This window comes from Aquitalea sp. ASV15 (genome assembly GCF_016429115.1).
In the GTDB taxonomy this organism is placed as follows: Bacteria; Pseudomonadota; Gammaproteobacteria; order Burkholderiales; family Chromobacteriaceae; genus Aquitalea; species Aquitalea magnusonii.
The window spans coordinates 55566-75520 of sequence record NZ_JAELTZ010000013.1 but is presented as its reverse complement, the minus strand read 5'-3'; the positions used below and the strand labels follow the sequence as shown (position 1 = coordinate 75520).

Below are 19955 nucleotides of genomic sequence, written 5' to 3'. Positions count from 1 at the left end.
CCGACATGCAACGTTTTCCCGAGCATTTCCTGTGGGGTGGCGCCATAGCTGCCAATCAGGCCGAAGGTGCCTACCAGCTTGGTGGCAAGGGATTGTCCACCTCGGATGTGCAGCCCCAGGGTATTTTTGGGCCTGTCATCCAGCGCCAGGATGGCGACTTCAACATCAAGGATGTTGCCATCGATTTTTATCACCGCTACCCGGAAGACCTCGCGCTGATGGCAGAAATGGGCTTCCGCTGCCTGCGCACCTCCATTGCCTGGAGCCGCATCTTTCCTGAGGGTGATGAAACAGAAGCCAATGAAGAAGGCCTGGCTTTTTATGAGCGCCTGTTCGACGCAATGGCCAGCCATGGCATCGAGCCGGTCATCACCCTGTCCCACTACGAAATGCCACTGGCGCTGGTCCAGCGCTATGGCGGCTGGCAGGATCGCCGGCTGATCAGCTTTTTTGGCCGTTATGCCAGAACCGTATTCCAGCGCTTTGGCCGGCGGGTGAAATACTGGCTGACCTTCAACGAAATCAATATGTCCTTGCATGCGCCATTTACCGGCGTGGGCATGGCGGCTAACAGCTCACCACAAGCCATCTACCAGGCCATTCATCACCAGCTGGTCGCCAGCGCCCGCGCTGTACGCGATTGCCATGCCATGCTGCCCCACGCGCAAATCGGCAATATGCTGCTGGGCGGCATCGTTTACCCGCTCAGCTGCCATCCGGACGACATGCTGGAAGCCCTGCGACAAAACCGCCAATGGCTGTTCTTTGGTGATGTGCAAGTACATGGCCGCTATCCGGGCTATATGGAACGGTTTTTCCGTGAGCAGCAGATTCAGCTGGAGATCAGCCCGCAAGACCGGGAAGATCTGCAACATGCGGTGGACTTCATCAGCTTCAGTTATTACATGTCCGGCTGCGCCACCGCCGATCCGGCCCTGCAGCAGCGCTTGCGCGGCAATATTCTGGATCTCCTGCCCAATCCGCATTTGCCCAGCTCCGAGTGGGGCTGGCAGATTGATCCGCAAGGCCTGCGCTATCTGCTGAACCTGTTATACGACCGCTACCGCAAGCCGCTGTTCATCGTGGAAAACGGCCTGGGTGCACGTGATGCGGTGGCCGAGGACGGGTCCGTTCAGGATGATTACCGGATCCGTTATCTGAATGATCACCTGCTGCAGGTGGCGGAAGCCTTGCAGGATGGTGTGGAAGTGATGGGCTATACCAGCTGGGGGCCAATTGATCTGGTCAGCGCATCAAAAGCGCAAATGTCCAAGCGCTATGGCTTCATTTATGTTGATCGTGATGATGATGGCCAGGGCAGCCTTGAGCGCCTGCGCAAGAAAAGCTTCTTCTGGTATCGCGATGTGATTGCCAGCCAGGGTGCCAGTCTGCAGGCAGGAGGGGGCCGGCCATGAAACCAGCACGGTCACGCCGCCACTGCCGCCACCTTGCCCTGACCTTGCTGTTCATGCTGTGCAGCGGACCACCGGCATTGGCAGAGCCCACCCCAGCCTTGACCACAGAAAACGCTGGACTGCTGGGCGGAAGTCGACTGGATTTGTCGCTGCGCAATCTCTACCGCAGCGGCAATGCCAGTGAATGGGACCCGGATATCCTGCCACATCATTACAGCACCTGGGTACAAGGCATCGGGCTGGATTACCGCAGCGGCTACTGGCAGGACCGGCTGGGCGTTGGCCTTTCCTATGAGTCAGTCATCAACCTGCGCACCCGCACGGCAAACGGCTACACCGACAATATGCTGCCGCCGGACCTCGGCAGCTTCAGCAAGCTCGGCCAAGCCTATCTGCGCTATCAACAACCCGGCCTCAGCGCCCAACTTGGCTGGCAGCGCATGTATAACGTCGGCGTCATTCATGCCCGCGACAGCCGTGCTGCGCAGAAGAGCTACCATGGCCTGCGCCTGGACGGCCAGTCCGGGCAGTGGAGCGGGCTGCTGGCCGTGGTGGATCGCACGATCGACCGGCACGAGCCTGGGCTGCGGCGCTTCTACAGCCGCGATGGCCGTCACCAGCTAAACCATATTGTCAGCGGCCAAGTGAAATGGGAAAGCTCAAAAAACAACTCGCTATTGTATTTTGCCGGTGAAGCCGACCGCTATCTGTTCCGCCAGGGGCTGGAAGCCTCCTGGCAGGCCCAGCCATCCGGACTGCGTATGGAAGGCTTTCTGTATCACAATCGCGGCCTGAGCTGGTGGGAAAGACGGGACTTCAGCCGCGATGCCTATCACTTTGGCTTGAAAGCGAGCCGCGAACTGGGGCCATTCACCCTGGCCGGGGGCGGCAGCCATACCTGGGCAAAACCGCAAAACGCTTCCGACCTGGGCTTCTTCTACTTCAACCTGGCGCGCAACGCGGTAGGCCGCTTCGCCAGCCCGGCCTACAACGGCATCTTCGACTACATGCATGATCGGGAAACCATGCTGTTCGCCAGCCTCAGCTATCGCCTGCAAGCCAGCACGCGCATCGGCATGGCCGGCTATCACGGCGCGGGCATGCGTGCCCAGCATGTTCCGCTGCGTCACTGGGACGTACTTGGCTTCATCGAGTACCAGCCGCCACAGCTAAAGAAGATGACCCTGCGTCTGCTGGCCGACTACGGCCATAGCTGGAAACGCACACGCAACGGACAGGTGGATGTGGCCAGCGGCCAGCAGATCAACAAACCGAAAATCGGCAGCGGCTTCCAGCTTGACTACTTGCTGCCGCTACTGTGAGCCCCAGCCCGAAACCCGCTTCAGCAAAGGAGCCACCATGCGCCTCTCTCCTGCCCGCCTCTGCCTGTTCACCCTCTTCCTGGCCCCTGCTGCCATGGCTGCTGACAGCACGCCAGACATCGAAATCTATATCGCACGCCATGGCAAAACCATGCTGAACGCCAGCGACCAGGTACAAGGCTGGAGTGATGCCGTCCTGACGCCGCAAGGCCAGCGCCAGGCCATCAGCCTGGGGCGCGGCCTGGCCAAGCACGGCATTCATTTCACTGCGGCCTACAGCTGCGACAGTGGCCGTGCCTTGCAAACAGCGCGCCTGGTCTTGGCCCACAACGGGCAGGCCCGCTTGCCGGTGCGCACCGACTGGCGCTTCAGGGAGTTCAATTTCGGCAGCTATGAAACCGCGGCCAATCAGACACTGTGGCAGGCCGTCGCGGCACAGCAGCAGATGAGCCTGGCGCAATGGCTGCAACAGGTCACGCCCAAGGCATTTGCCGATACGGTGGCGGCACTGGACAAGACACGGCAGAAGACGGGCAGCGACACGTGGCCCGCGGAAGACTATGCAGCCATCCAGCGCCGTCTGCGCAGCGGCATGGATGAGCTGATCAGCCAGACCCGGCAATCGGGTGGCGGCAAGGTACTGCTGGTATCGCACGGACTCAGCATCAATGCCCTGCTTGACCTGCTGCTGCCCGGTCAGGCTGTGGCAACGGTCAAACTGGGCAATGCCAGTATCACCCACCTGCGCTTGCAGCATGGCCAATATCAATTGCTGGAAGTCAATGATTTGCGTTATGTCGCAGACGGACAGCTGCCTGCCGGTGCATCGCTGCCGGCAGACAGCATCGCACCACCCACGGCGGCAGAATGAGCAGCGCATAAATGGAAAGGTTGGCCGAAACGTGTGCTTCGGCCAACCTGCTTCCGGTGGCGGCTATGCCGCTCTGTTTTCTCCTTTGCAGACTGGCGCAGGACGGTGATGGCCGCTTGCAACCGCCATCTCCCGTCGCCAGCTACTGCCCTATTCTTAGCAAACGGCGTGCCAGGATAGCCAAACCACTGATATGGCAGGAATTAACCCATATCCAGCGTATGCCCCATCCGCCAGCCATGGCCTGTCGCAGCAAATACGCACCAAACTGGTGCCTTGCTGCACCAGCAGCAGCCCGGCAACGGCCCATGCCGACAGCAGGCCGTGGCGGCCTGCCTGTGCTAGCATCTGCGGCTATCATCCACTTTTGCCAGCACCTCGCAGGAACAGACAACCATGACCACGCCCAGCTTCAAGGACATTCTGGACACCCTCCCCGCCACCACCGGCATTAGCGCCATCGTGCTGCTGGATGCCGCGGGAGAAACCGTCGCCCGCCTGGAAAACCAGCCTGGCACCGCCGGCTCGGTGCGGGTTTATCATGCCCTGCTCAAGCAGCACGGCCATCTCGACCGCAACGCGGCCCAGCAGGGCCTGGCCCTGTATGCCGAGCACACCGCCGATGCCCGCCTGCATCCGGGCAAACACCCCAATATCGACCGCCTGCTGGCGATTGCCGAAGAGGGCGCTCCCGGTCTGCGCGCCCGCATTGTGCTGGAAAACGGCTGAGCCACCAGCCGGCTTGCCTGAGCGACCCGGACTGCGCCAGCTCGCTCCACGCTTCCCTGCGCAGGCTGGAGCAGGCGTTTTACCTTGTTACCAGCTCTCCGGCAGCACCCCAAACAGCGAGACCACCGCATACACGCCGCTGAGGAAAAAGGTGGCCATGATCAGCCACTGCACGCCACGGTGGGCATACCAGCCGCAGACAAACTCGCTGCGCTCATCGCCGTGGCGGCGAGCTGCATTCAGCAGCAAGACCGGGATGATGCCCATCAGCACCCCGCCGAACGTGCCAGCGAAGTACAGCGCATTGACGAAGCTGGCAATACCCGAGTAAGCCAGCAGAAAGGGGGGCAATGCCACAACCAGCAGTACCAGCAGCCGCTTTGCTTTCCGGGTTTCGCTGCCCAGGTGGAAGTGGTCGAAGATATTGGTGAACAGGCAGCCCCCCAGCCCCCAGTAGGAAGTCAGCATGGCCAGCAGGGCAAAGATATTGGCACTGTAATAGGCCCACTGCCCCAGCGCCCTGCCCCAGCTCAGCGTGGCAACCTGAGTCAGGTTGTCATTGCCCACCAGCGCAATCACCGAGGCGGGAATCAGCGCCACAAAGACAAAGGTCAGCGCCATGCCGCTGATGATCAGCCCGGGCAGCTTGCGTGGCGCAGACAGATTGCCGCGCACCAGTTCCGGCACCAGAAACTGGGCACCGAACACGAATACCGCCAGATTGAACACCGGCACCACATACTGCCAACGGCTCACCCACAGATTGCTCAGCCGCGCATCCTGACTGACGATGGAGGCCAGGATCAGCGCCAGAATGATGACGATCATGCTGATGCTGATCAGCTTGTTGCCCGCCCCCAGCACCTTCAGGCCCAGATACAGCACCGCCACCGACGGCACGATGAACAGGATGCTGCCCAGCTCCCGGCTCATGCCATAGCCACCCAGCAAATCCAGCAGGATGCTGCCACTCCCCGCCATATAGGCGGTCAGCGCGCCAAAGCTGTTGGCGGCCACCGCCAGGAACAGCAGCCAGCCGCCTACCCCACCCAGATAACGGCGCGCCAGGCCGCTGAGCTGGTGGTTGCCGCGGGTGCGCAGCGCCACCTCGGTCAGATAGAGCATGGTGATGGTGCACAGCACACAGGTGAGTGCCAGACACAGCAGCAGCGGGAGATAGCCGGTCTTGCGCGCGGCAAAGGCCATGCCCAGCACACCGGCGCCGATATTGGTCCCGAAAATGATGCCTATGGTTTCCAGCCTGCTGATCGGCTGGACCAGCAGGCCGGAGTCTTCATGAGACGGCGCCGCTGGCGCAAGTTCGCTGGAATGCATGGGAGTACCCCGGTAATGGATCAACTGACGGCAGCACGCCGCCAGCCAGGAGCAGACATGGCGGCAGGGTTTACTGCGGATGCGAATACAGCTTGAAAGCGATGCGCCACTGCCCCTGATGCTTGAACAGCGAGACATAATCGGTAAATGCCCGCCCAGCCAGTGGCGTTTGCAATTCGGCCATGGCGGCATTGCCGCAGAGGCGGATGTCGCCAATCTGCAGCGCATAGGCAGCCCCTTGCGCATGCGGCGCAGGGCGGCTTTGCAGCAGGCTGCGGTATTGCGCCTGATCCAGCCGCGACTCGGCCCCCTCGACATCCCCCAGCAGCACGGCATCCGGCCGGAATGCCTCTGCCAGTTTCTCCGGGCGGCCGTAATACAGGGCCTCGTAATAGGCGGTGAGCGCCTGGCGGATCTGTTCCAGATCAGATGAGCAGGACATGTGTTTCTCCAGGTGGGATCTAGCGGGAAGGGGTGGCCGCCTTGGTGGGCGACAGCCCGGAAGGAGCCAGCTTGCACAGCTGTTGCATCAGCCAGGACGGCTGGCGGTTTTCATCGGCGGCCAGGTCAACCTGACCTACCGCATGGCGTATCAGCCGGCCTCCCAGATAACGGAAGGGTTCGGGTGGGAAATCGCGCTGCAGGCCGTGTACCAGGCCGCAACGCGCCCATTCGTTGTCCAGTGACAGGGCCAGTGCCGCCAGAATCTTGCCTCCCAGCATGGAGGGACCGACACCGTTGCCGGAATAACCGATGGCATAAAACACATTCGGCTGCTGCGGCAAGGCGCCAAAATGTGGCAGCCCGTTACGGGTGCGGTCGATGGGGCCGGTCCAGTTGCCGACGATGTCGTCTGCCTGCACGCCCGGATAGGTGCGGCGCAAATGGGCGGCCACCGTGGCGGCAATGCCGGATGCACCATCCAGCTTGTCGGCCAGCTTGGCGCCGTATAGCAATTGCTCGCTGCCGCCGCCCTTGCCGAACACGATGCGGCCATCCGGCGTGGTGCGGTAGTAATGCACCAGCATGCGGCTGTCGGAAATGGTCATGCCGTTTGTCCAGCCGATGGACTGCAATAACGCTGGCAGCGGGCGGGTGATGACGACATCGCTGGAGACCACGACAAAGGCCTTGCGGATGTCGGCAAACTGCACCGCCCAGGCATTCATCGCCAGAACCACCTTGTCGGCTCGCACACTGCCCTCGCGGCATTGCACCCGCGCCGGCATGCCGGCATCCAGCCGCTGCATCGGGGAAGACTCGTATACCCTGACCCCAAGCTGACGGGCAACACGCAACAGGCCGCGCGCCAGCATGGCGGGCTGGATGGACGCTGCCAGCGGCTCGTACACCCCGTCCAGATGCAGGCGGGATCCGCTCAGCTGTGCCGCCTGCCCTGCGGCCAAGCGCTGGAAGGGGGACGGGCCCAGCCGTTCCAGCTGGCTGGCCGTACTGTCCCAACTGCCTAGCTGGGCGGTGGTGGTGGCAGCCCACAACCAGCCATCCAGCCGCAGCTGGGCATCAATGCCATGCTGCTGGCAGAAGGCCTGCAGATCGATAATGGCCTGCGCCGACTGCTGGCACAGGCGCAGCGCTTCGGCCTCGCCGCACATCTTGGCCAGCGACAGGAACTTGGCCCACAGGCTGAGTACGAAACCGCCATTGCGGCCACTGGCCCCGCTGCCGCACAGCCTGGCCTCGACGATGACCACCTCGGTGTCCGGGCGGGCCTGCTTGATTTCGATGGCCGTCCACAAGCCGGTAAAACCACCGCCCACAATACAGACATCGGCGCGGATATCCTGCCGCAATGGTTCGGGGCTGGCCGGCCCTTCCGCTGCCAGCGCTTCGGCAAGCCAGCTACTGAAAGCACTACAGCGGGATGCGGCAGAGGACATGCGCTCATACTCCTGGTATCAGGACAGGGGACTGCCTTGCCGGCGGCCATCAAGCGCGGGGCCAGCCTTCCGTGCAGGGCAGCGCTGTTGGAAAGATCAGCAGGGAGCTTATTTGAATTGAGCGGACAGATTGATGGGAAAGGACTGAAACAGCAGCATGAAAGGAGTTGAGCCTGGCCGGTAAAATCCGCGGGCAGCTGTCGGACAGGTGGACAGCGCAAGCCATGGCGCCGCCAGACGGACGCCAGACATGAAAAAAGCCCGCCAAGGCGGGCTTTTTCTTGCAGCACAATTCCGGGTAAGGGAATCAGGCTTGACCGACCACAACGATCTTGATCGGAGCAACCACGTCGTGGTGCAGGGCGATTTCGATGTCGTACTCACCGATGGCCTTGAACGGGCCGTTCGGCAGGCGAACTTCGAAACGCTTGATTTCCACGCCGAATGCGGTCACGGCTTCAGCCACGTCCACATTGGTCACGGAACCGAACAGACGGCCATCCACACCGGCTTTTTGCGCGATGGTGATCACGGCGTCAACCAGCTTTTCAGCACGGGCCTTGGCATCAGCCAGGATCTCGGCTTGCTTGGCTTCCAGTTCGGCGCGACGTGCTTCGAACTCTTTCAGGTTGTTTTCGGTGGCGCGCTTGGCTTTGCCTTGCGGGATCAGGAAGTTACGGGCGTAACCGTTCTTGACCTTTACCACGTCACCCAGTTGACCCAGGTTGGCAACTTTTTCGAGCAGAATGATTTGCATCTTAAGTCCTTTCCCGGCTTAGTGTTGGTCGGTGTAAGGCAGGAATGCCAGGAAGCGAGCACGCTTGATAGCAGTGGTCAGCTGACGCTGGTAGCGAGCCTTGGTACCGGTAATGCGAGCCGGGATGATTTTGCCGTTTTCGGCGATGAAGTCTTTCAGCAGATCAACGGATTTGTAGTCGATATCCTTGATGCCTTCTGCCGTGAAGCGGCAGAACTTCTTGCGCTTGAAGAGTTGACGAGCCATTTTGACTAACCTTTTACAAATTCAACATATTCGATATTGAGTACCAACCGCGGATTTTTCAGACTGCGCTGGGACAGGAATCCGGTGAATGTCACCGCGTTTCCGGCCAGTTTCCCGGCATGTTTCCGGGCGTCTTCTCCAATCAGCACGGCCTGGATTTCACAGGCCACATCGCGTTCGAACCCGCCGGCAGTCTGTCTAGACTGGTGCCTGATCCACATTTCCACTACCGGAATACCGGCAGGGGTGTAACGCAGGGCTTCTTCGCGTTCGACCGTCGCGGTCAATACCAGACGGTTCTGCAAGTCCTTGTCTCCTGCCAATTAGGCAGCAGCTTCGGCCTCGGCTGCCGGCTGCTGGGAATCCAGCAGGTTCTTGGCCTTTTCGTCCTTCATCATCGGGGACGCTTCGGTAACGGCGCGATCCAGCTTGATGGTGAGGTGACGCAGAACAGCGTCGTTGAACTTGAAGGCGTGCTCGATCTCGGCCAGGGTTTCGGACTGGCACTCAACGTTCATCAGAACGTAGTGGGCTTTGTGCAGCTTCTGGATCGGGTAAGCCAGTTGACGACGGCCCCAGTCTTCCAGACGGTGAATCTTGCCTTCAGCGGCCAGAACCATGCCCTTGTAGCGCTCGATCATGGCCGGAACCTGTTCGCTCTGGTCCGGATGGACGATGAACACGATTTCGTAATGACGCATGTTAACTCCTTATGGCTATTTAGCTTTTTGCCATGCGGTTGCAAAAAGCAAGGTAGTGAAACCGCAGCATTCTACGCACTTAATCCGGCTGCGGCAAACAAAATCGGCCGCCGCCGCCGCGCAGGATGAAGCCGGCGTGGTAAAAGCCGCAAAGCGGCTGGCGGCTTACAGCCGTTTGTCGCGCCGGATATCGCTGACCAGACCGTTGTGCAGAATCACCAGCGTGGTATAGGGCAGATCGGTATCGCCCAGCCAGAACAGCTGGCGGTCGCCATTGCCGGCGGGGTCGGCGCGCACATAATCCGGCTTGCCGGCCACTTGCAGCAGCTCGGCTTCGCTCATGTCGCGGTGCAGATGCATGAACTGTTCAAAAGGCAGGGGGTCGGCCAGCGACCATGACGACAGCAGCAGGCCGGCCAGCACGGGCAATGCGGTTTTCATCTCGGTGGTTTCCTGAAAAGGGGGCAACAGAATGCTGCAAAGATTAAAGCAAGTCTTGCGCCTGCGCGCGCCGGACATGCTCAGCCGCAGCCAACGCCCTGCGGTTTGTGCTGCCGGCACGGGTGCGGCCTGCTTGACCGCACCCAAGCACGGTCAATGGCTAACGGACTTTCTTCACCACCTCGATCAGCTCGGTCACCATGCCGGTGGCGTCGCCCTCCTGCAAGGCCTTGCTGACACAGCCTTTCATGTGGTTTTCCAGCAACTGCATGGAGACCGCATCCAGCGCCGACTTGACCGCCGCCACCTGGGTCAGCACATCCACGCAGTAGCGGTCGGCTTCCACCATGCCGCTGATGCCGCGTACCTGGCCTTCGATGCGTGCCAGCCGCTTGAGCAGGGCCGCCTTGTTCGGCTGCACCACGCTCTTGCCGGCCATGTCGGGCGGCGTGTGACAGCAGGCATCGTTTTTGGGGGCAAGGCTCATGCGAACTCCGGCAGCGGTTGGACAACAGGAGTGTCAGTGTAGCATCGCCCGCCCCCCGCCGCCGCCCGCCCGGTTCAACTGCCCACGTCCAGCATGGCCATCATGCCGGCATCTTCATGTTCCAGAATGTGGCAGTGAAACATGCGCAGGCCGGGCATGCCCTGCACAAAGCGCAGGCGCACGGTTTCGCCGGCCGGGATGTTCACCACATCGCGCCAGGCGAGGAAGGGCTCGGTTTGCCACACCCCGTCCTCGGTGCGGGCCTGCACCTGGAACTGGGTGCCGTGGAGGTGGAAGGGATGGTCCATATGCGCCTGGCTGACGATGTCCCATTCCTCGATCTGGCCGACCTTGCCGCTGAAATCCACCCGGTTCATGTCGAATTTCTTGCCATTGATCAGGAACATGGCGGCTGGATCGGCCATGTTTTCGCTGAAGTTGACCACCCGCTTGAGCGCAGGTGCGCCCAGCGCGGTGATATCGCGCAGTTTGTCCGGCAGCGTGGCGGTGGCCTTGTTGCCCGCCTGTCGGATGGTGGCCAGCGTGAGGCTGTCGTCCTGCTCCGGACTCATGGCCTTGCCACGGTGGTATGGCAAGGCCAGCAAGGCGGATGGCTGACCGGGGGTGAAGCGGCCGGTGATGACGATTTCTGCCCGCTCACCCGGTGACAGCAGCAGGCTGTCGATGCGCCGTGGCGTCGCGATCAGCCCGCCATCCGTCCCCACCAGATCAACCTCGTGCGCTGGCAAGGCCAGCTTGAGGATGCGCGCGCTGCTGGCATTCCAGATGCGCCAGCGTTGCCGCTCGCCTTCCGCCAGGGCGATCACCGGCTGCCAGCCGCCATTGACCAGCACGAACTGGCCTTCGCGGCCATCATGCCGGTCGGCTGCACTGTTATCGGCAATCTGGCCATGGGCATCCAGCTTGAGGTCGGACAACACCAGCCACTGCTCTGGCAGATGGGCCAGCGGGTCATCATGACTTTTCACCACGAACACCCCGGCCAGCCCCATATAGGCCTGCTGTGCGGTATGGCCATGCGGATGCGGGTGATACCAGTAGCTGGCGGCGCTGCCCGCAGCTAGCTCGAAACGATAAGTACGCTGCTGGCCGGGCAGGACCGGAGCATGCGGATTGCCGTCCTGCTCGGCCGGCACCGGCATGCCATGCCAGTGGATGGTGCTGGGCTGCTGCAGCGTATTGGCAAAAGCAATGTTCACTTCGTCCCCCTCCCAGGCCACGATGGCCGGGCCGGGAATCTGGCCGTTATAGGCCCAGAACGTGGTGGCCGGCTTGCCCGGCAGCAGCGGCAGGCTGACCGGAGCGGCTTGCAAGCGGCCGACAAACTGGCCGGCCCTGCCGTGATTTTGCAGCCGGGACAGCGCGGGCAATGGCAAGCCGCGTGGCAGGCCCAGGCTATCGGCGGCAGGCATGCTGGCGCTTGCGCCGTGGTCCATGGCCGCGTGATCCATGCCCGGCATGCCGGCCATGCCATCAGCCCGGCTATTGCCTGCCAGCACCGGCAGCAGCGCCAGCGCGCCACTCCATTGCAGAAAGTGTCTTCGGTCCATGCGTCGACTCCGTCGGTGGGGGTGCTTGTGCTGTGATGCCTGCCCCGGCAGGATCATCGCAAATCACTCATACCCCCCAAGGGTATAAAACCACTAGAACAGAGTATAGCCAGCAAGGTTCCGCCACTGAGCTGCGCAATGGCAAAAAACTGTCCTGCATCAAAAAACCCCATGCCGTGGCATGGGGTTTTATTGACAAACGCCCTCTCGCTTCCTGCAAGGAAGGCGAGGCTCTCTTAGCGGGTAAGGGCGGGCGGATCGGGAATGGACGGGAAGGCTGTCGAATCAATCAGTTAATTGAAAGGCCCGGCTTTGCCGGGTCCGCTGCAACCGTAGCGAATCATTTTGTCAGCAGCCTGCCCCATGCCGTGGCATGGGGTTTTCAGAGAGCGTGTAGTGGGTTCAGCCGGCCTTTTCGGCGGCCAGCACGCGCTGGCGGCGGCTTTCCGCCAGCACCATGCCGGAGGACACCGACACATTGAGGCTTTCCACCGTGCCGAACATGGGAATGGACACCAGCACGTCGCAGTGTTCGCGCGTCAGGCGGCGCATGCCCTCGCCTTCCGAGCCCATCACCCAGGCCAGCGGGCCGGCAGCATCGACATGGAACAGATCGGTATCGGCTTCCATGGTGGTGCCGGCAATCCACACTCCGGCGTCTTTCAGATCACGCAGGGTGCGCGCCAGATTGGTGACGGTGATGTAGGGAATGACTTCGGCGGCACCGCAGGCCACTTTGGATACGGTGGCATTCAGCCCGGCCGAGCGGTCCTTGGGGGCAATCACCGCATGCGCGCCCATGGCGTCGGCCACGCGCAGGCAGGCGCCCAGATTATGCGGGTCGGTGACACCGTCCAGAATCAGCAGCAGCGGCGGTTCGGCCAGGTTTTCCAGCACGTCGTCCAGGTCTACGTGATTACGGCTGGCATCGATCATCGCCACCACGCCTTGATGGCGGGCGTTGCCGCTCATGCTGTCCAGCCGCGCCTTGTCGACAATGTGCAGCTTGATGCTTTCTTCAGCGGCCTTGTCCAGCACGGCCTTGGCCCGTTCATCGTGGCGGCCGCCGGCCAGCCAGATTTCGAGCAGGCTCTTCGGGTTCTGCCACAAGCGGGCGTTGATGGCATGAAAGCCGTGAATGAGTCGCTTGTTGCTCATGCGCTTGAAGCCTTGTAAACGGGGAATGGGCGCTATTGTAGCCGCAAAGCCGCGCCGGCTGCTGCCAAACTGCGCGCGGCCCCGCTACAGACCACCCTGCCAGTCGGCCAGTATGGCCAGACGCGCCGACTTGGCCAGCTGCTCGGCCAATTGCGGAAATTCCGCCGCCGGCACCGGCTTGCCAAAGTGATAGCCCTGCAACAGCGTGCAGCCTTTCATTTCCAGGAAGTCGGCCTGGGCGGCATTTTCCACCCCTTCGGCCACCACGCTGAACTTGAGCTTCTTGGCCATGGCCAGAATGGCCTCGGCAATGGCCACACTGTCTTCATCGCCGGGCAGGCCATCGACAAAGGAGCGGTCGATTTTCAGCGTATCCAGCGGGAAGCGCTTGAGGTGCGACAGCGAGGAATAGCCAGTGCCGAAGTCATCGATGGACAGCCAGACGCCCAGTGCCTTGAGTTCGCCCAGCTGCTGCACGGTTTCCACCGGGTTTTGCATGATCATGCTTTCGGTGATTTCCAGTTCCAGCCGGCCAGCTTCCAGGCCGGTGCTGTGCAGGGCACGCGCCACATTGTCCACCAGCGTGCTCTGCTCGAACTGGCGCGCCGACAGATTGACCGCCACCCGTGGTACATACAGGCCGGCCTGATCCCAGGCTTTCAGCTGGCGGCAGGCTTCCTGCAATACCCAGTCGCCAATCGGCTTGATCAGTCCGGTTTCCTCGGCCAGCGGAATGAAACGCAGCGGCGGAATCAGGCCCAGCTGCGGGTGACGCCAGCGAATCAGCACCTCCACCCCGGACATGTCGCGGCTGGCGGCATTGAGCTGTGGCTGGTAATGCAGCTCGAATTCGCCGCGCTCCAGCGCCTGGCGCATGCCGTTTTCCAGCAGCAGGCGCTCGAAGGTCTGGGTGTTCATCTCGGCATCGAAAAACTGATAGGTGTTCTTGCCGGCATCCTTGGCCCGGTACATGGCGACATCGGCATTTTTCAGCAGGCTGCGCGCATCGGTGCCGTCATTGGGGAAGACGCTGATGCCGATGCTGCCGGTGACAAACACTTCGTGTTCTTCCAGCCGCAGGCCACGGCCCAGCACCGCCAGGATGTCCTCGGCCAGCGCCGCCAACTCGGCCTGATCGGCAAACTCGGTCAGCAGCAGGGTGAATTCGTCGCCACCTTGCCGGGCCAGCAGGCCGCGCTCGCCCACCGAATTGGACAGGCGGATGGCGATTTCGCGCAGCAATTCATCACCGGACTGGTGACCGAAGGAGTCATTGATCAGCTTGAAACGGTCCAGGTCGATAAACATCACCGCCAGCGGGCCGGGTTCGCCGCTCATCTCGACAATGGCCTGCTCCAGCCGGCTGATCAGGCTGCTGCGGTTGGGCAGCCGGGTGAGCGGGTCGTGATTGGCCAGAAACTGCAGCCGCTCCTCGGCCTGCTTGCGCACGGTGATGTCGGAAAACACCGCCACATAATTGCTGTGAAAGCCAGCATCATCGCGCACCAGCGAAATCGACAGCTCGGCCGGATACCAGTCGCCATTCTTGCGCCGGTCGCGCATTTCACCCTGCCACTGGCCGTGCAGGGCCAGCGCCTGCTGCATGTGCTGGCTGGCCGCATCGTCGCTATCGGCAAAAATGCGCGACAGCTTGCCCAGCGCCTCGCCTTCCTGGTAGCCGGTAATGCGGGTAAAGGCATGGTTGACGGCGATGATGCGGGCATCGGCATCCAGAATCAGGATGCCTTCGGCCGAATTCTCGAATACCTTGGCCGCCAGCTTGAGATTGGTATCCGCCGCGATGCGGTCGGAAATGTCCACCACCACGCCGATCAGCGCCGGTTTGCCCTCGTACTCCACCAGCCGGCTGTGCACTTCCAGATCAACCAGATGGCCGTCGCGGCTGATGGCGCGGGTGGTGTAATGCATGATCTGGATATTCTCGCGCAGGCGGCGCTTGATCTGCAGCCGGATGCGGCTGGCCTCGCTGGGTGGCAACAGCTTCTCCAGCGCCATGTTCTGCATTTCCTGCGGCGGGTAGCCGACAATGTCGGCCAGCTTGGGGTTCACATACACCAGCTTCTCGTCCTGCAGGATGTAAATGCCCACCAGGGTCTGTTCCACCAGTGCCCAGTACTTGTCTTCCGCCTCTTTCTTGGCCTGCAGCTCTTCGCGGCTGCGGGTGATGTCGGTGTCCACGCTGCCCACCCCGGCCGGCCGACCCTGGCTGTCAAACAACGGAAACTTGCTGACCAGCATGGTGAAGCTGTTGCCGCCCACGCTAAAGCTTTCCTCGAACTGACGCGGCTCCAGACAGCTGAGCACCACCGCATCCTGCTGCCTGATGCGGCTGGCGTCGTCTGCAGTGAAATAGTCGTCCAGCGAGTGCCCCACCATGGCGTGCTCGCTGACGCCCAGCATGCGGCTGTAAGCACGATTGGCCAGCAGGAAGCGGCCATCCAGCCCCTTGAGCGACATCATGTTGGGGCTGTTGTTAACCAGCGACTCCACCCGCGAACGGAATTCGTTGAGCTCGTCCTCCTTGCGCCGCTGCACATCACTGAGCGTGGCCACCAGCAAGGCCGCCACAATGAAGGTGAGGCAGAGCACGGTGTCGTTCATCAGCTCGGTCACGCCGGCATGCAGATACAGGCCGGGCAGATAACACGGCAGCGACAGCAGCAGGCAGAGCAGCGAACCGGACAGGCAGGCCCCCAGCAGACGGCCACGGAAGGCAGCCCAGATCAGCAGCGGGAAGAACAGGACCGGACGGGGAAAAGGCAGGCTTTGCGCATTGCTGACCATGGAGGCCCACACCACCAGCATCACCAGCAGAATCACCAGCAATTCCAGCAGGCGGCGCTGCTCGGGCCAGCCGGACATGCGCAACAACGGCAGCCAGCAGGTCATGGCCAGCATGGCACAGCCGGCAGCCAGCGCCGTCCATTGCAATACCTGCGGCAAGGCGCCATGCCACAGTGAAAAGACGCCGAGCAAGGCAATCGGCGGTGCCAGCAGATAGGCGGACACTTCCAGCAGCCGCCACAGCAACTGGGCAATGGCCGAGCCATCCTCTTCACCGGCAGTGCCTTGCAGCAGGCGTGCGCCCGGCAGCATCAGCAGCAGCGACGCCGACAGGGCCAGCGCCCATGGCCAGGCCAGCCACTGCATGCTGATCAGCCATGCCGCCACCGGCCAGCGCCAGGCCACGCCAGCGCCACGCCATAGCAGCCAGCCGGCAAACAGGCCATGCGGCAGGAAACCATATAGAGGTATTTCACCCAGCTCGTGCCTGGGCCATAACAACAAGCTGGCAGCGAACAGCGCAAAGGCCGCCCAGCTTGCAAACATCCCCTTTGTATTCACTCTCCCAGTCCTTTGCAGCCATGCATTGACCCTGCCCGCTCTTGGTTCGGGGGCAGTCATTATTCGAAGTGTGGTTCAGATGCCTGGCGGGTCGCGGGCCTTGTGGCCTCTTGTAAATGGATGGCAAACACACCTTTGGTATGAAATGCCCGCTGGTATAATACCCGCAGATCCACGAATGTGAAGAAGAATGTTGGACACTCTGCCCCGCATTGCCCCGGCCGGTCAAAAGACCCGCTGTCCCGCCCTGCCGGATGGTCTGGACGCGGCCGTACTGGCTGGTCTGGCCCAGGCTGGCCACACCCTGCTCATTCTCACTGCCGATGCCCAGGCCGCCCAGCGACTGAAGGCCGAACTGCCGTGGTTTGCGCCCGACATCAAGGCCGCGCTGCTGCCCGACTGGGAAACCCTGCCCTACGACCATTTTTCGCCACACGGCGAGCTGGTGAGCGAGCGGCTGGCCACGCTGTGGCAGATCCACCGCGGCGAATGCCAGGTGGTGATTGCTCCGGTCAGCACCGCCATGACGCGGCTGGCGCCGGTCAGCTACCTGCTGGGTCGCACCTTTCTGCTGCAGAGCAAGCAGGCACTGGATGTGGAGCAACTGCGCGCCGACATGGTGACGGCAGGCTACAACCACGTCACCCAGGTGATGGCGCCGGGCGAGTTTTCCATTCGTGGCGGCCTGGTGGACCTGTTCCCCATGGGCAGCCCCCTGCCCTACCGCATCGACCTGTTCGACAAGGAAATCGACAGCCTGCGCACCTTCGACCCGGACAGCCAGCGCACGCTGTACCCGGTGCCGGAAATCCGCATGCTGCCGGCACGGGAATACCCGGCCGATGAAAGCGGCGTCACCGCCTTCCGCCAGCACTACCGCGAGCGCATGGAGGGCGACCCGTCCAAGAGCCGCATTTATAAAGAGGTATCGGCCAATCTGTTCCCGGCCGGCATCGAGTACTACCTGCCGCTGTTCTTCGACCAAACCGCCACCCTGTTCGACTACGTGGGCGAATCGGCATTGGTGGTGTTGCACCGCGACGTGGCCGGGGCTGCCGACACCTTCTGGAAAGACGTGCAGAACCGCTACCACATGGCACAGGGCGACCCGGAACGTCCGGTACTGCCGCCGGCCGATGTGTTTTTGCGCCAGGACGAATTCCTCGGCCGCATCAAGCCCTATTCGCGCATTGAAATCCCCGCCAGCGGCGACGCAGACTCTGCCAGCCTGATGCTGCCCGACCTGGCCGTCGAGCGCCGTGCCGACAACCCGCTGCACAAGCTGGCGCATTATCTGCAACACAGCGGCCAGCGCGTGCTGCTGACGGCAGAAAGCCTGGGCCGGCGCGAAACCATGGTGCAGTTCCTGCACGAGCATGGCATCAAGCCGCAACTGATCGACCACTGGCAGGACTTTGCCAGCGGCAACATGCCGCTGGCGCTGGTGGTGGCCCCGCTGTATTCCGGCTTTGCCCAGCAACAGCCGCCGCTGTCCATCATTACCGAGAGCGAGCTGTACCAGCACATCGCACGCAGCCACACCCGCCGCCGCCATGTGAAGATGAGCTCGGACTCCATGCTGCGCGATCTGGCCGAGGTGAAATCCGGCGACCCGGTGGTGCACGAGCAGCACGGCATCGGCCGCTATATCGGCCTGGTGTCGATGGACCTGGGCGAAGGCGAAACTGAGCTGATGCAGCTGGAATACGCCGACAATGCCACGCTCTATGTGCCGGTGAGCCAGCTGCACCTGATTTCGCGCTATGCCGGTGGCCCGTCCGAGCAGGCCCCGCTGCACAAGCTGGGCAACCCGGCCTGGGAAAAAGCCAAGAAACGCGCCGCGGAAAAAGCCCGCGACACCGCCGCCGAGCTGCTTAACCTCTATGCCCAGCGCGCCGCACGCGAGGGCCACAGCTTTAGCCTGTCCCACCACGATTACGATGCCTTTGCCGCCGGCTTCGGCTTCGAGGAAACCATCGATCAGGCCAATGCCATCGAAGCGGTGATTCACGATATGTGCAGCGGCAAGCCGATGGACCGCCTGGTGTGTGGCGACGTGGGCTTTGGCAAAACCGAAGTGGCGCTGCGCGCCGCTTTTGTCGCGGTAATGGGCGGCAAGCAGGTGGCGCTGCTGGTGCCCACCACCCTGCTGGCCGAGCAGCATTACCAGAATTTCTCCGACCGTTTCAACGACTGGCCGGTGAAGATTGCCGAGCTGTCGCGCTTCCGCAGCGCCAAGGAAAGCAAGGCCGCGCTGGCCGGGCTGGCCGAGGGCACGGTGGACATCGTCATCGGCACCCACAAGCTGGTGCAGCCGGACGTACAGTTCAAGAACCTGGGGCTAGTGATCATCGACGAAGAACACCGCTTTGGCGTGCGCCAGAAAGAACAGCTCAAACGCCTGCGCGCCAATGTCGACGTGCTCACCCTCACCGCCACACCGATTCCGCGCACGCTGTCGATGGCGCTGGAAGGGCTGCGTGACTTCTCGGTCATCGCCACCGCACCCAACCGCCGGCTGGCGGTGAAAACCTTTATCAGCCCGGCCAGCAATGGGGTGATCCGCGAGGCCGTACTGCGCGAACTCAAGCGCGGCGGCCAGGTGTTCTTCCTGCACAACGAAGTGGACACTATCGAAAACATGCGGGAAAAACTGGCCGAACTGGTGCCGGAAGCGCGCATCGGCGTGGCCCACGGCCAGTTGCGCGAGCGCGAGCTGGAACAGGTGATGCGCGATTTCCTGCAACAGCGCTTCAATGTGCTGCTGTGCTCCACCATCATCGAAACCGGCATCGATATTCCCAATGCCAACACCATCCTGATCAACCGCGCCGACAAGTTCGGCCTGGCCCAGCTGCACCAGCTGCGTGGCCGGGTGGGCCGCAGCCATCACCAGGCCTATGCCTATCTGCTCACCCCGGACGGCATGAGCAAGGACGCCGGCAAGCGGCTGGAAGCCATCCAGCTATCCGGCGAGCTGGGCGCCGGCTTCTATCTGGCCATGCACGATATGGAAAGCCGCGGCGCCGGCGAAGTGCTGGGTGAAGGCCAGTCGGGCGAGATGCAGGAAGTGGGTTTTTCGCTGTTTACCGAGATGCTCAAGCAAGCGGTGCGCGACCTGAAAAAAGGCCGCGAGCCCGACCTGGACGCGCCGCTGGGCGTCACCACCGAAATCAATATGCACAGCCCGGCGCTGCTGCCGGACGCCTACTGCCCGGATGTGCATGAACGGCTGGTGCTGTACAAGCGTCTGGCCACTTGCGAGACCGAGCAGGACATCGACGACATCCACGAGGAGCTGATCGACCGCTTCGGCCTGCCGCCGCAAACGGTGAAAACGCTGATCGAAAGCCACCGCCTGCGCCTGCTGGCCAAGCCGCTGGGCGTGGCCAAGCTGGATGCCAGCGAAGTGGCCATCCAGCTGCAGTTCATCAAGAACCCGCCGATCGACCCGATGAAGATCATCCAGCTGATCCAGAGCAAGAAGAACTACAAACTGGCCGGGCAGGACAAGCTGCGGGTGGAAACGAAAATAGAAGACGTGGGCCTGCGGCTGGTGCGGGTAAAGGAGCTGCTGAAGGAGCTGGGCTGAGCTTGCCCGCCTGCCTTGCCACCAACGCCTGCCGCACCTTGCCGCAGGCGTTTTTTCTGCCCGTCG

17 protein-coding genes are annotated in these 19955 nt (G+C 62.2%); 5 read left to right on the top strand and 12 right to left on the bottom strand.

Annotated features, from left to right (window positions below; all coding sequences use genetic code 11):
* Window positions 1–5 precede the first annotated feature (5 nt).
* From JHD64_RS07930 to JHD64_RS07915, 4 genes are all read left to right on the top strand, one after another.
* Window positions 6–1415, top strand: coding sequence for a glycoside hydrolase family 1 protein (locus JHD64_RS07930; protein WP_199052876.1), 1410 nt, complete (start codon window positions 6–8; stop codon window positions 1413–1415).
* A complete protein-coding gene (locus JHD64_RS07925) occupies window positions 1412–2737 on the top strand; it encodes an OprD family outer membrane porin (protein WP_199052875.1) in 1326 nt (441 codons plus the stop codon). Before JHD64_RS07930 ends, JHD64_RS07925 begins: the two co-directional genes overlap by 4 nt.
* 37 nt (window positions 2738–2774) lie before the next feature.
* Window positions 2775–3608: a histidine phosphatase family protein gene (locus JHD64_RS07920; RefSeq protein ID WP_199052874.1), complete on the top strand. Its 834-nt coding sequence runs from the start codon at window positions 2775–2777 to the stop codon at window positions 3606–3608.
* Window positions 3609–4004: 396 nt separating this feature from the next.
* Window positions 4005–4337, top strand: a complete 333-nt coding sequence (locus JHD64_RS07915; RefSeq protein WP_199052873.1) for a DUF2322 family protein — start codon at window positions 4005–4007, stop codon at window positions 4335–4337.
* Window positions 4338–4424: 87 nt separating this feature from the next.
* On the opposite strand, the gene JHD64_RS07910 is transcribed toward JHD64_RS07915, so the two are convergent.
* The 12 genes from JHD64_RS07910 to JHD64_RS07855 all read right to left on the bottom strand — a co-directional run bounded on the left by JHD64_RS07910 (window position 4425) and on the right by JHD64_RS07855 (window position 16297).
* The gene (locus JHD64_RS07910) at window positions 4425–5672 is read right to left on the bottom strand and encodes an aromatic amino acid transport family protein (RefSeq protein ID WP_199052872.1); all 1248 of its coding nucleotides are present in this window, start codon (window positions 5670–5672) and stop codon (window positions 4425–4427) included.
* A 70-nt stretch (window positions 5673–5742) separates the two neighbouring features.
* A complete protein-coding gene (locus JHD64_RS07905) occupies window positions 5743–6114 on the bottom strand; it encodes a nuclear transport factor 2 family protein (protein ID WP_199052871.1) in 372 nt (123 codons plus the stop codon).
* A gap of 19 nt (window positions 6115–6133) precedes the next feature.
* Window positions 6134–7570, bottom strand: a complete 1437-nt coding sequence (locus JHD64_RS07900; protein ID WP_199052870.1) for an FAD-dependent oxidoreductase — start codon at window positions 7568–7570, stop codon at window positions 6134–6136.
* A gap of 307 nt (window positions 7571–7877) precedes the next feature.
* Window positions 7878–8327, bottom strand: coding sequence for a 50S ribosomal protein L9 (gene rplI, locus JHD64_RS07895; RefSeq protein ID WP_110313649.1), 450 nt, complete (start codon window positions 8325–8327; stop codon window positions 7878–7880).
* 18 nt (window positions 8328–8345) lie between these two features.
* Window positions 8346–8573, bottom strand: coding sequence for a 30S ribosomal protein S18 (gene rpsR, locus JHD64_RS07890; RefSeq protein WP_028535202.1), 228 nt, complete (start codon window positions 8571–8573; stop codon window positions 8346–8348).
* 5 nt (window positions 8574–8578) lie between these two features.
* Window positions 8579–8878: a primosomal replication protein N gene (gene priB, locus JHD64_RS07885; protein ID WP_059287688.1), complete on the bottom strand. Its 300-nt coding sequence runs from the start codon at window positions 8876–8878 to the stop codon at window positions 8579–8581.
* A gap of 18 nt (window positions 8879–8896) precedes the next feature.
* Window positions 8897–9274: a 30S ribosomal protein S6 gene (gene rpsF, locus JHD64_RS07880; protein ID WP_103524040.1), complete on the bottom strand. Its 378-nt coding sequence runs from the start codon at window positions 9272–9274 to the stop codon at window positions 8897–8899.
* A gap of 165 nt (window positions 9275–9439) precedes the next feature.
* Window positions 9440–9715, bottom strand: coding sequence for a hypothetical protein (locus JHD64_RS07875; RefSeq protein WP_110313648.1), 276 nt, complete (start codon window positions 9713–9715; stop codon window positions 9440–9442).
* A gap of 160 nt (window positions 9716–9875) precedes the next feature.
* On the bottom strand, window positions 9876–10202 hold the full coding sequence (locus tag JHD64_RS07870; protein WP_370540941.1) for a metal-sensitive transcriptional regulator: 327 nt from the start codon (window positions 10200–10202) through the stop codon (window positions 9876–9878).
* 74 nt (window positions 10203–10276) lie between these two features.
* Entirely contained in the window at window positions 10277–11773 is a 1497-nt protein-coding gene (locus JHD64_RS07865) for a multicopper oxidase family protein (RefSeq protein WP_199052869.1), read from the bottom strand.
* A 402-nt stretch (window positions 11774–12175) separates the two neighbouring features.
* The gene (gene rlmB, locus JHD64_RS07860; RefSeq protein ID WP_059286070.1) at window positions 12176–12931 is read right to left on the bottom strand and encodes a 23S rRNA (guanosine(2251)-2'-O)-methyltransferase RlmB; all 756 of its coding nucleotides are present in this window, start codon (window positions 12929–12931) and stop codon (window positions 12176–12178) included.
* Between the two features lie 84 nt (window positions 12932–13015).
* Window positions 13016–16297 carry an EAL domain-containing protein gene (locus JHD64_RS07855; RefSeq protein ID WP_370540940.1) on the bottom strand — a complete coding sequence of 1094 codons (3282 nt, stop codon included), beginning with the start codon at window positions 16295–16297 and terminating at the stop codon, window positions 13016–13018.
* A 190-nt stretch (window positions 16298–16487) separates the two neighbouring features.
* Between JHD64_RS07855 and mfd the strand changes: the two genes are divergently transcribed.
* The gene (gene mfd / locus JHD64_RS07850) at window positions 16488–19889 is read left to right on the top strand and encodes a transcription-repair coupling factor (protein ID WP_199052868.1); all 3402 of its coding nucleotides are present in this window, start codon (window positions 16488–16490) and stop codon (window positions 19887–19889) included.
* Window positions 19890–19955 lie beyond the last annotated feature (66 nt).

Bases quoted from the DNA above. Each gene is read 5' to 3' on its own strand.
- JHD64_RS07930 (WP_199052876.1), top strand. From the start codon at position 6: ATGCAACGTTTTCCCGAGCATTTCCTGTGGGGTGGCGCCATAGCTGCC.
- JHD64_RS07925 (WP_199052875.1), top strand. From the start codon at position 1,412: ATGAAACCAGCACGGTCACGCCGCCACTGCCGCCACCTTGCCCTGACC.
- JHD64_RS07920 (WP_199052874.1), top strand. From the start codon at position 2,775: ATGCGCCTCTCTCCTGCCCGCCTCTGCCTGTTCACCCTCTTCCTGGCC.
- JHD64_RS07915 (WP_199052873.1), top strand. From the start codon at position 4,005: ATGACCACGCCCAGCTTCAAGGACATTCTGGACACCCTCCCCGCCACC.
- JHD64_RS07910 (WP_199052872.1), bottom strand. From the start codon at position 5,672: ATGCATTCCAGCGAACTTGCGCCAGCGGCGCCGTCTCATGAAGACTCC.
- JHD64_RS07905 (WP_199052871.1), bottom strand. From the start codon at position 6,114: ATGTCCTGCTCATCTGATCTGGAACAGATCCGCCAGGCGCTCACCGCC.
- JHD64_RS07900 (WP_199052870.1), bottom strand. From the start codon at position 7,570: ATGTCCTCTGCCGCATCCCGCTGTAGTGCTTTCAGTAGCTGGCTTGCC.
- rplI (WP_110313649.1), bottom strand. From the start codon at position 8,327: ATGCAAATCATTCTGCTCGAAAAAGTTGCCAACCTGGGTCAACTGGGT.
- rpsR (WP_028535202.1), bottom strand. From the start codon at position 8,573: ATGGCTCGTCAACTCTTCAAGCGCAAGAAGTTCTGCCGCTTCACGGCA.
- rpsF (WP_103524040.1), bottom strand. From the start codon at position 9,274: ATGCGTCATTACGAAATCGTGTTCATCGTCCATCCGGACCAGAGCGAA.
- JHD64_RS07875 (WP_110313648.1), bottom strand. From the start codon at position 9,715: ATGAAAACCGCATTGCCCGTGCTGGCCGGCCTGCTGCTGTCGTCATGG.
- JHD64_RS07870 (WP_370540941.1), bottom strand. From the start codon at position 10,202: ATGAGCCTTGCCCCCAAAAACGATGCCTGCTGTCACACGCCGCCCGAC.
- JHD64_RS07865 (WP_199052869.1), bottom strand. From the start codon at position 11,773: ATGGACCGAAGACACTTTCTGCAATGGAGTGGCGCGCTGGCGCTGCTG.
- rlmB (WP_059286070.1), bottom strand. From the start codon at position 12,931: ATGAGCAACAAGCGACTCATTCACGGCTTTCATGCCATCAACGCCCGC.
- mfd (WP_199052868.1), top strand. From the start codon at position 16,488: ATGTTGGACACTCTGCCCCGCATTGCCCCGGCCGGTCAAAAGACCCGC.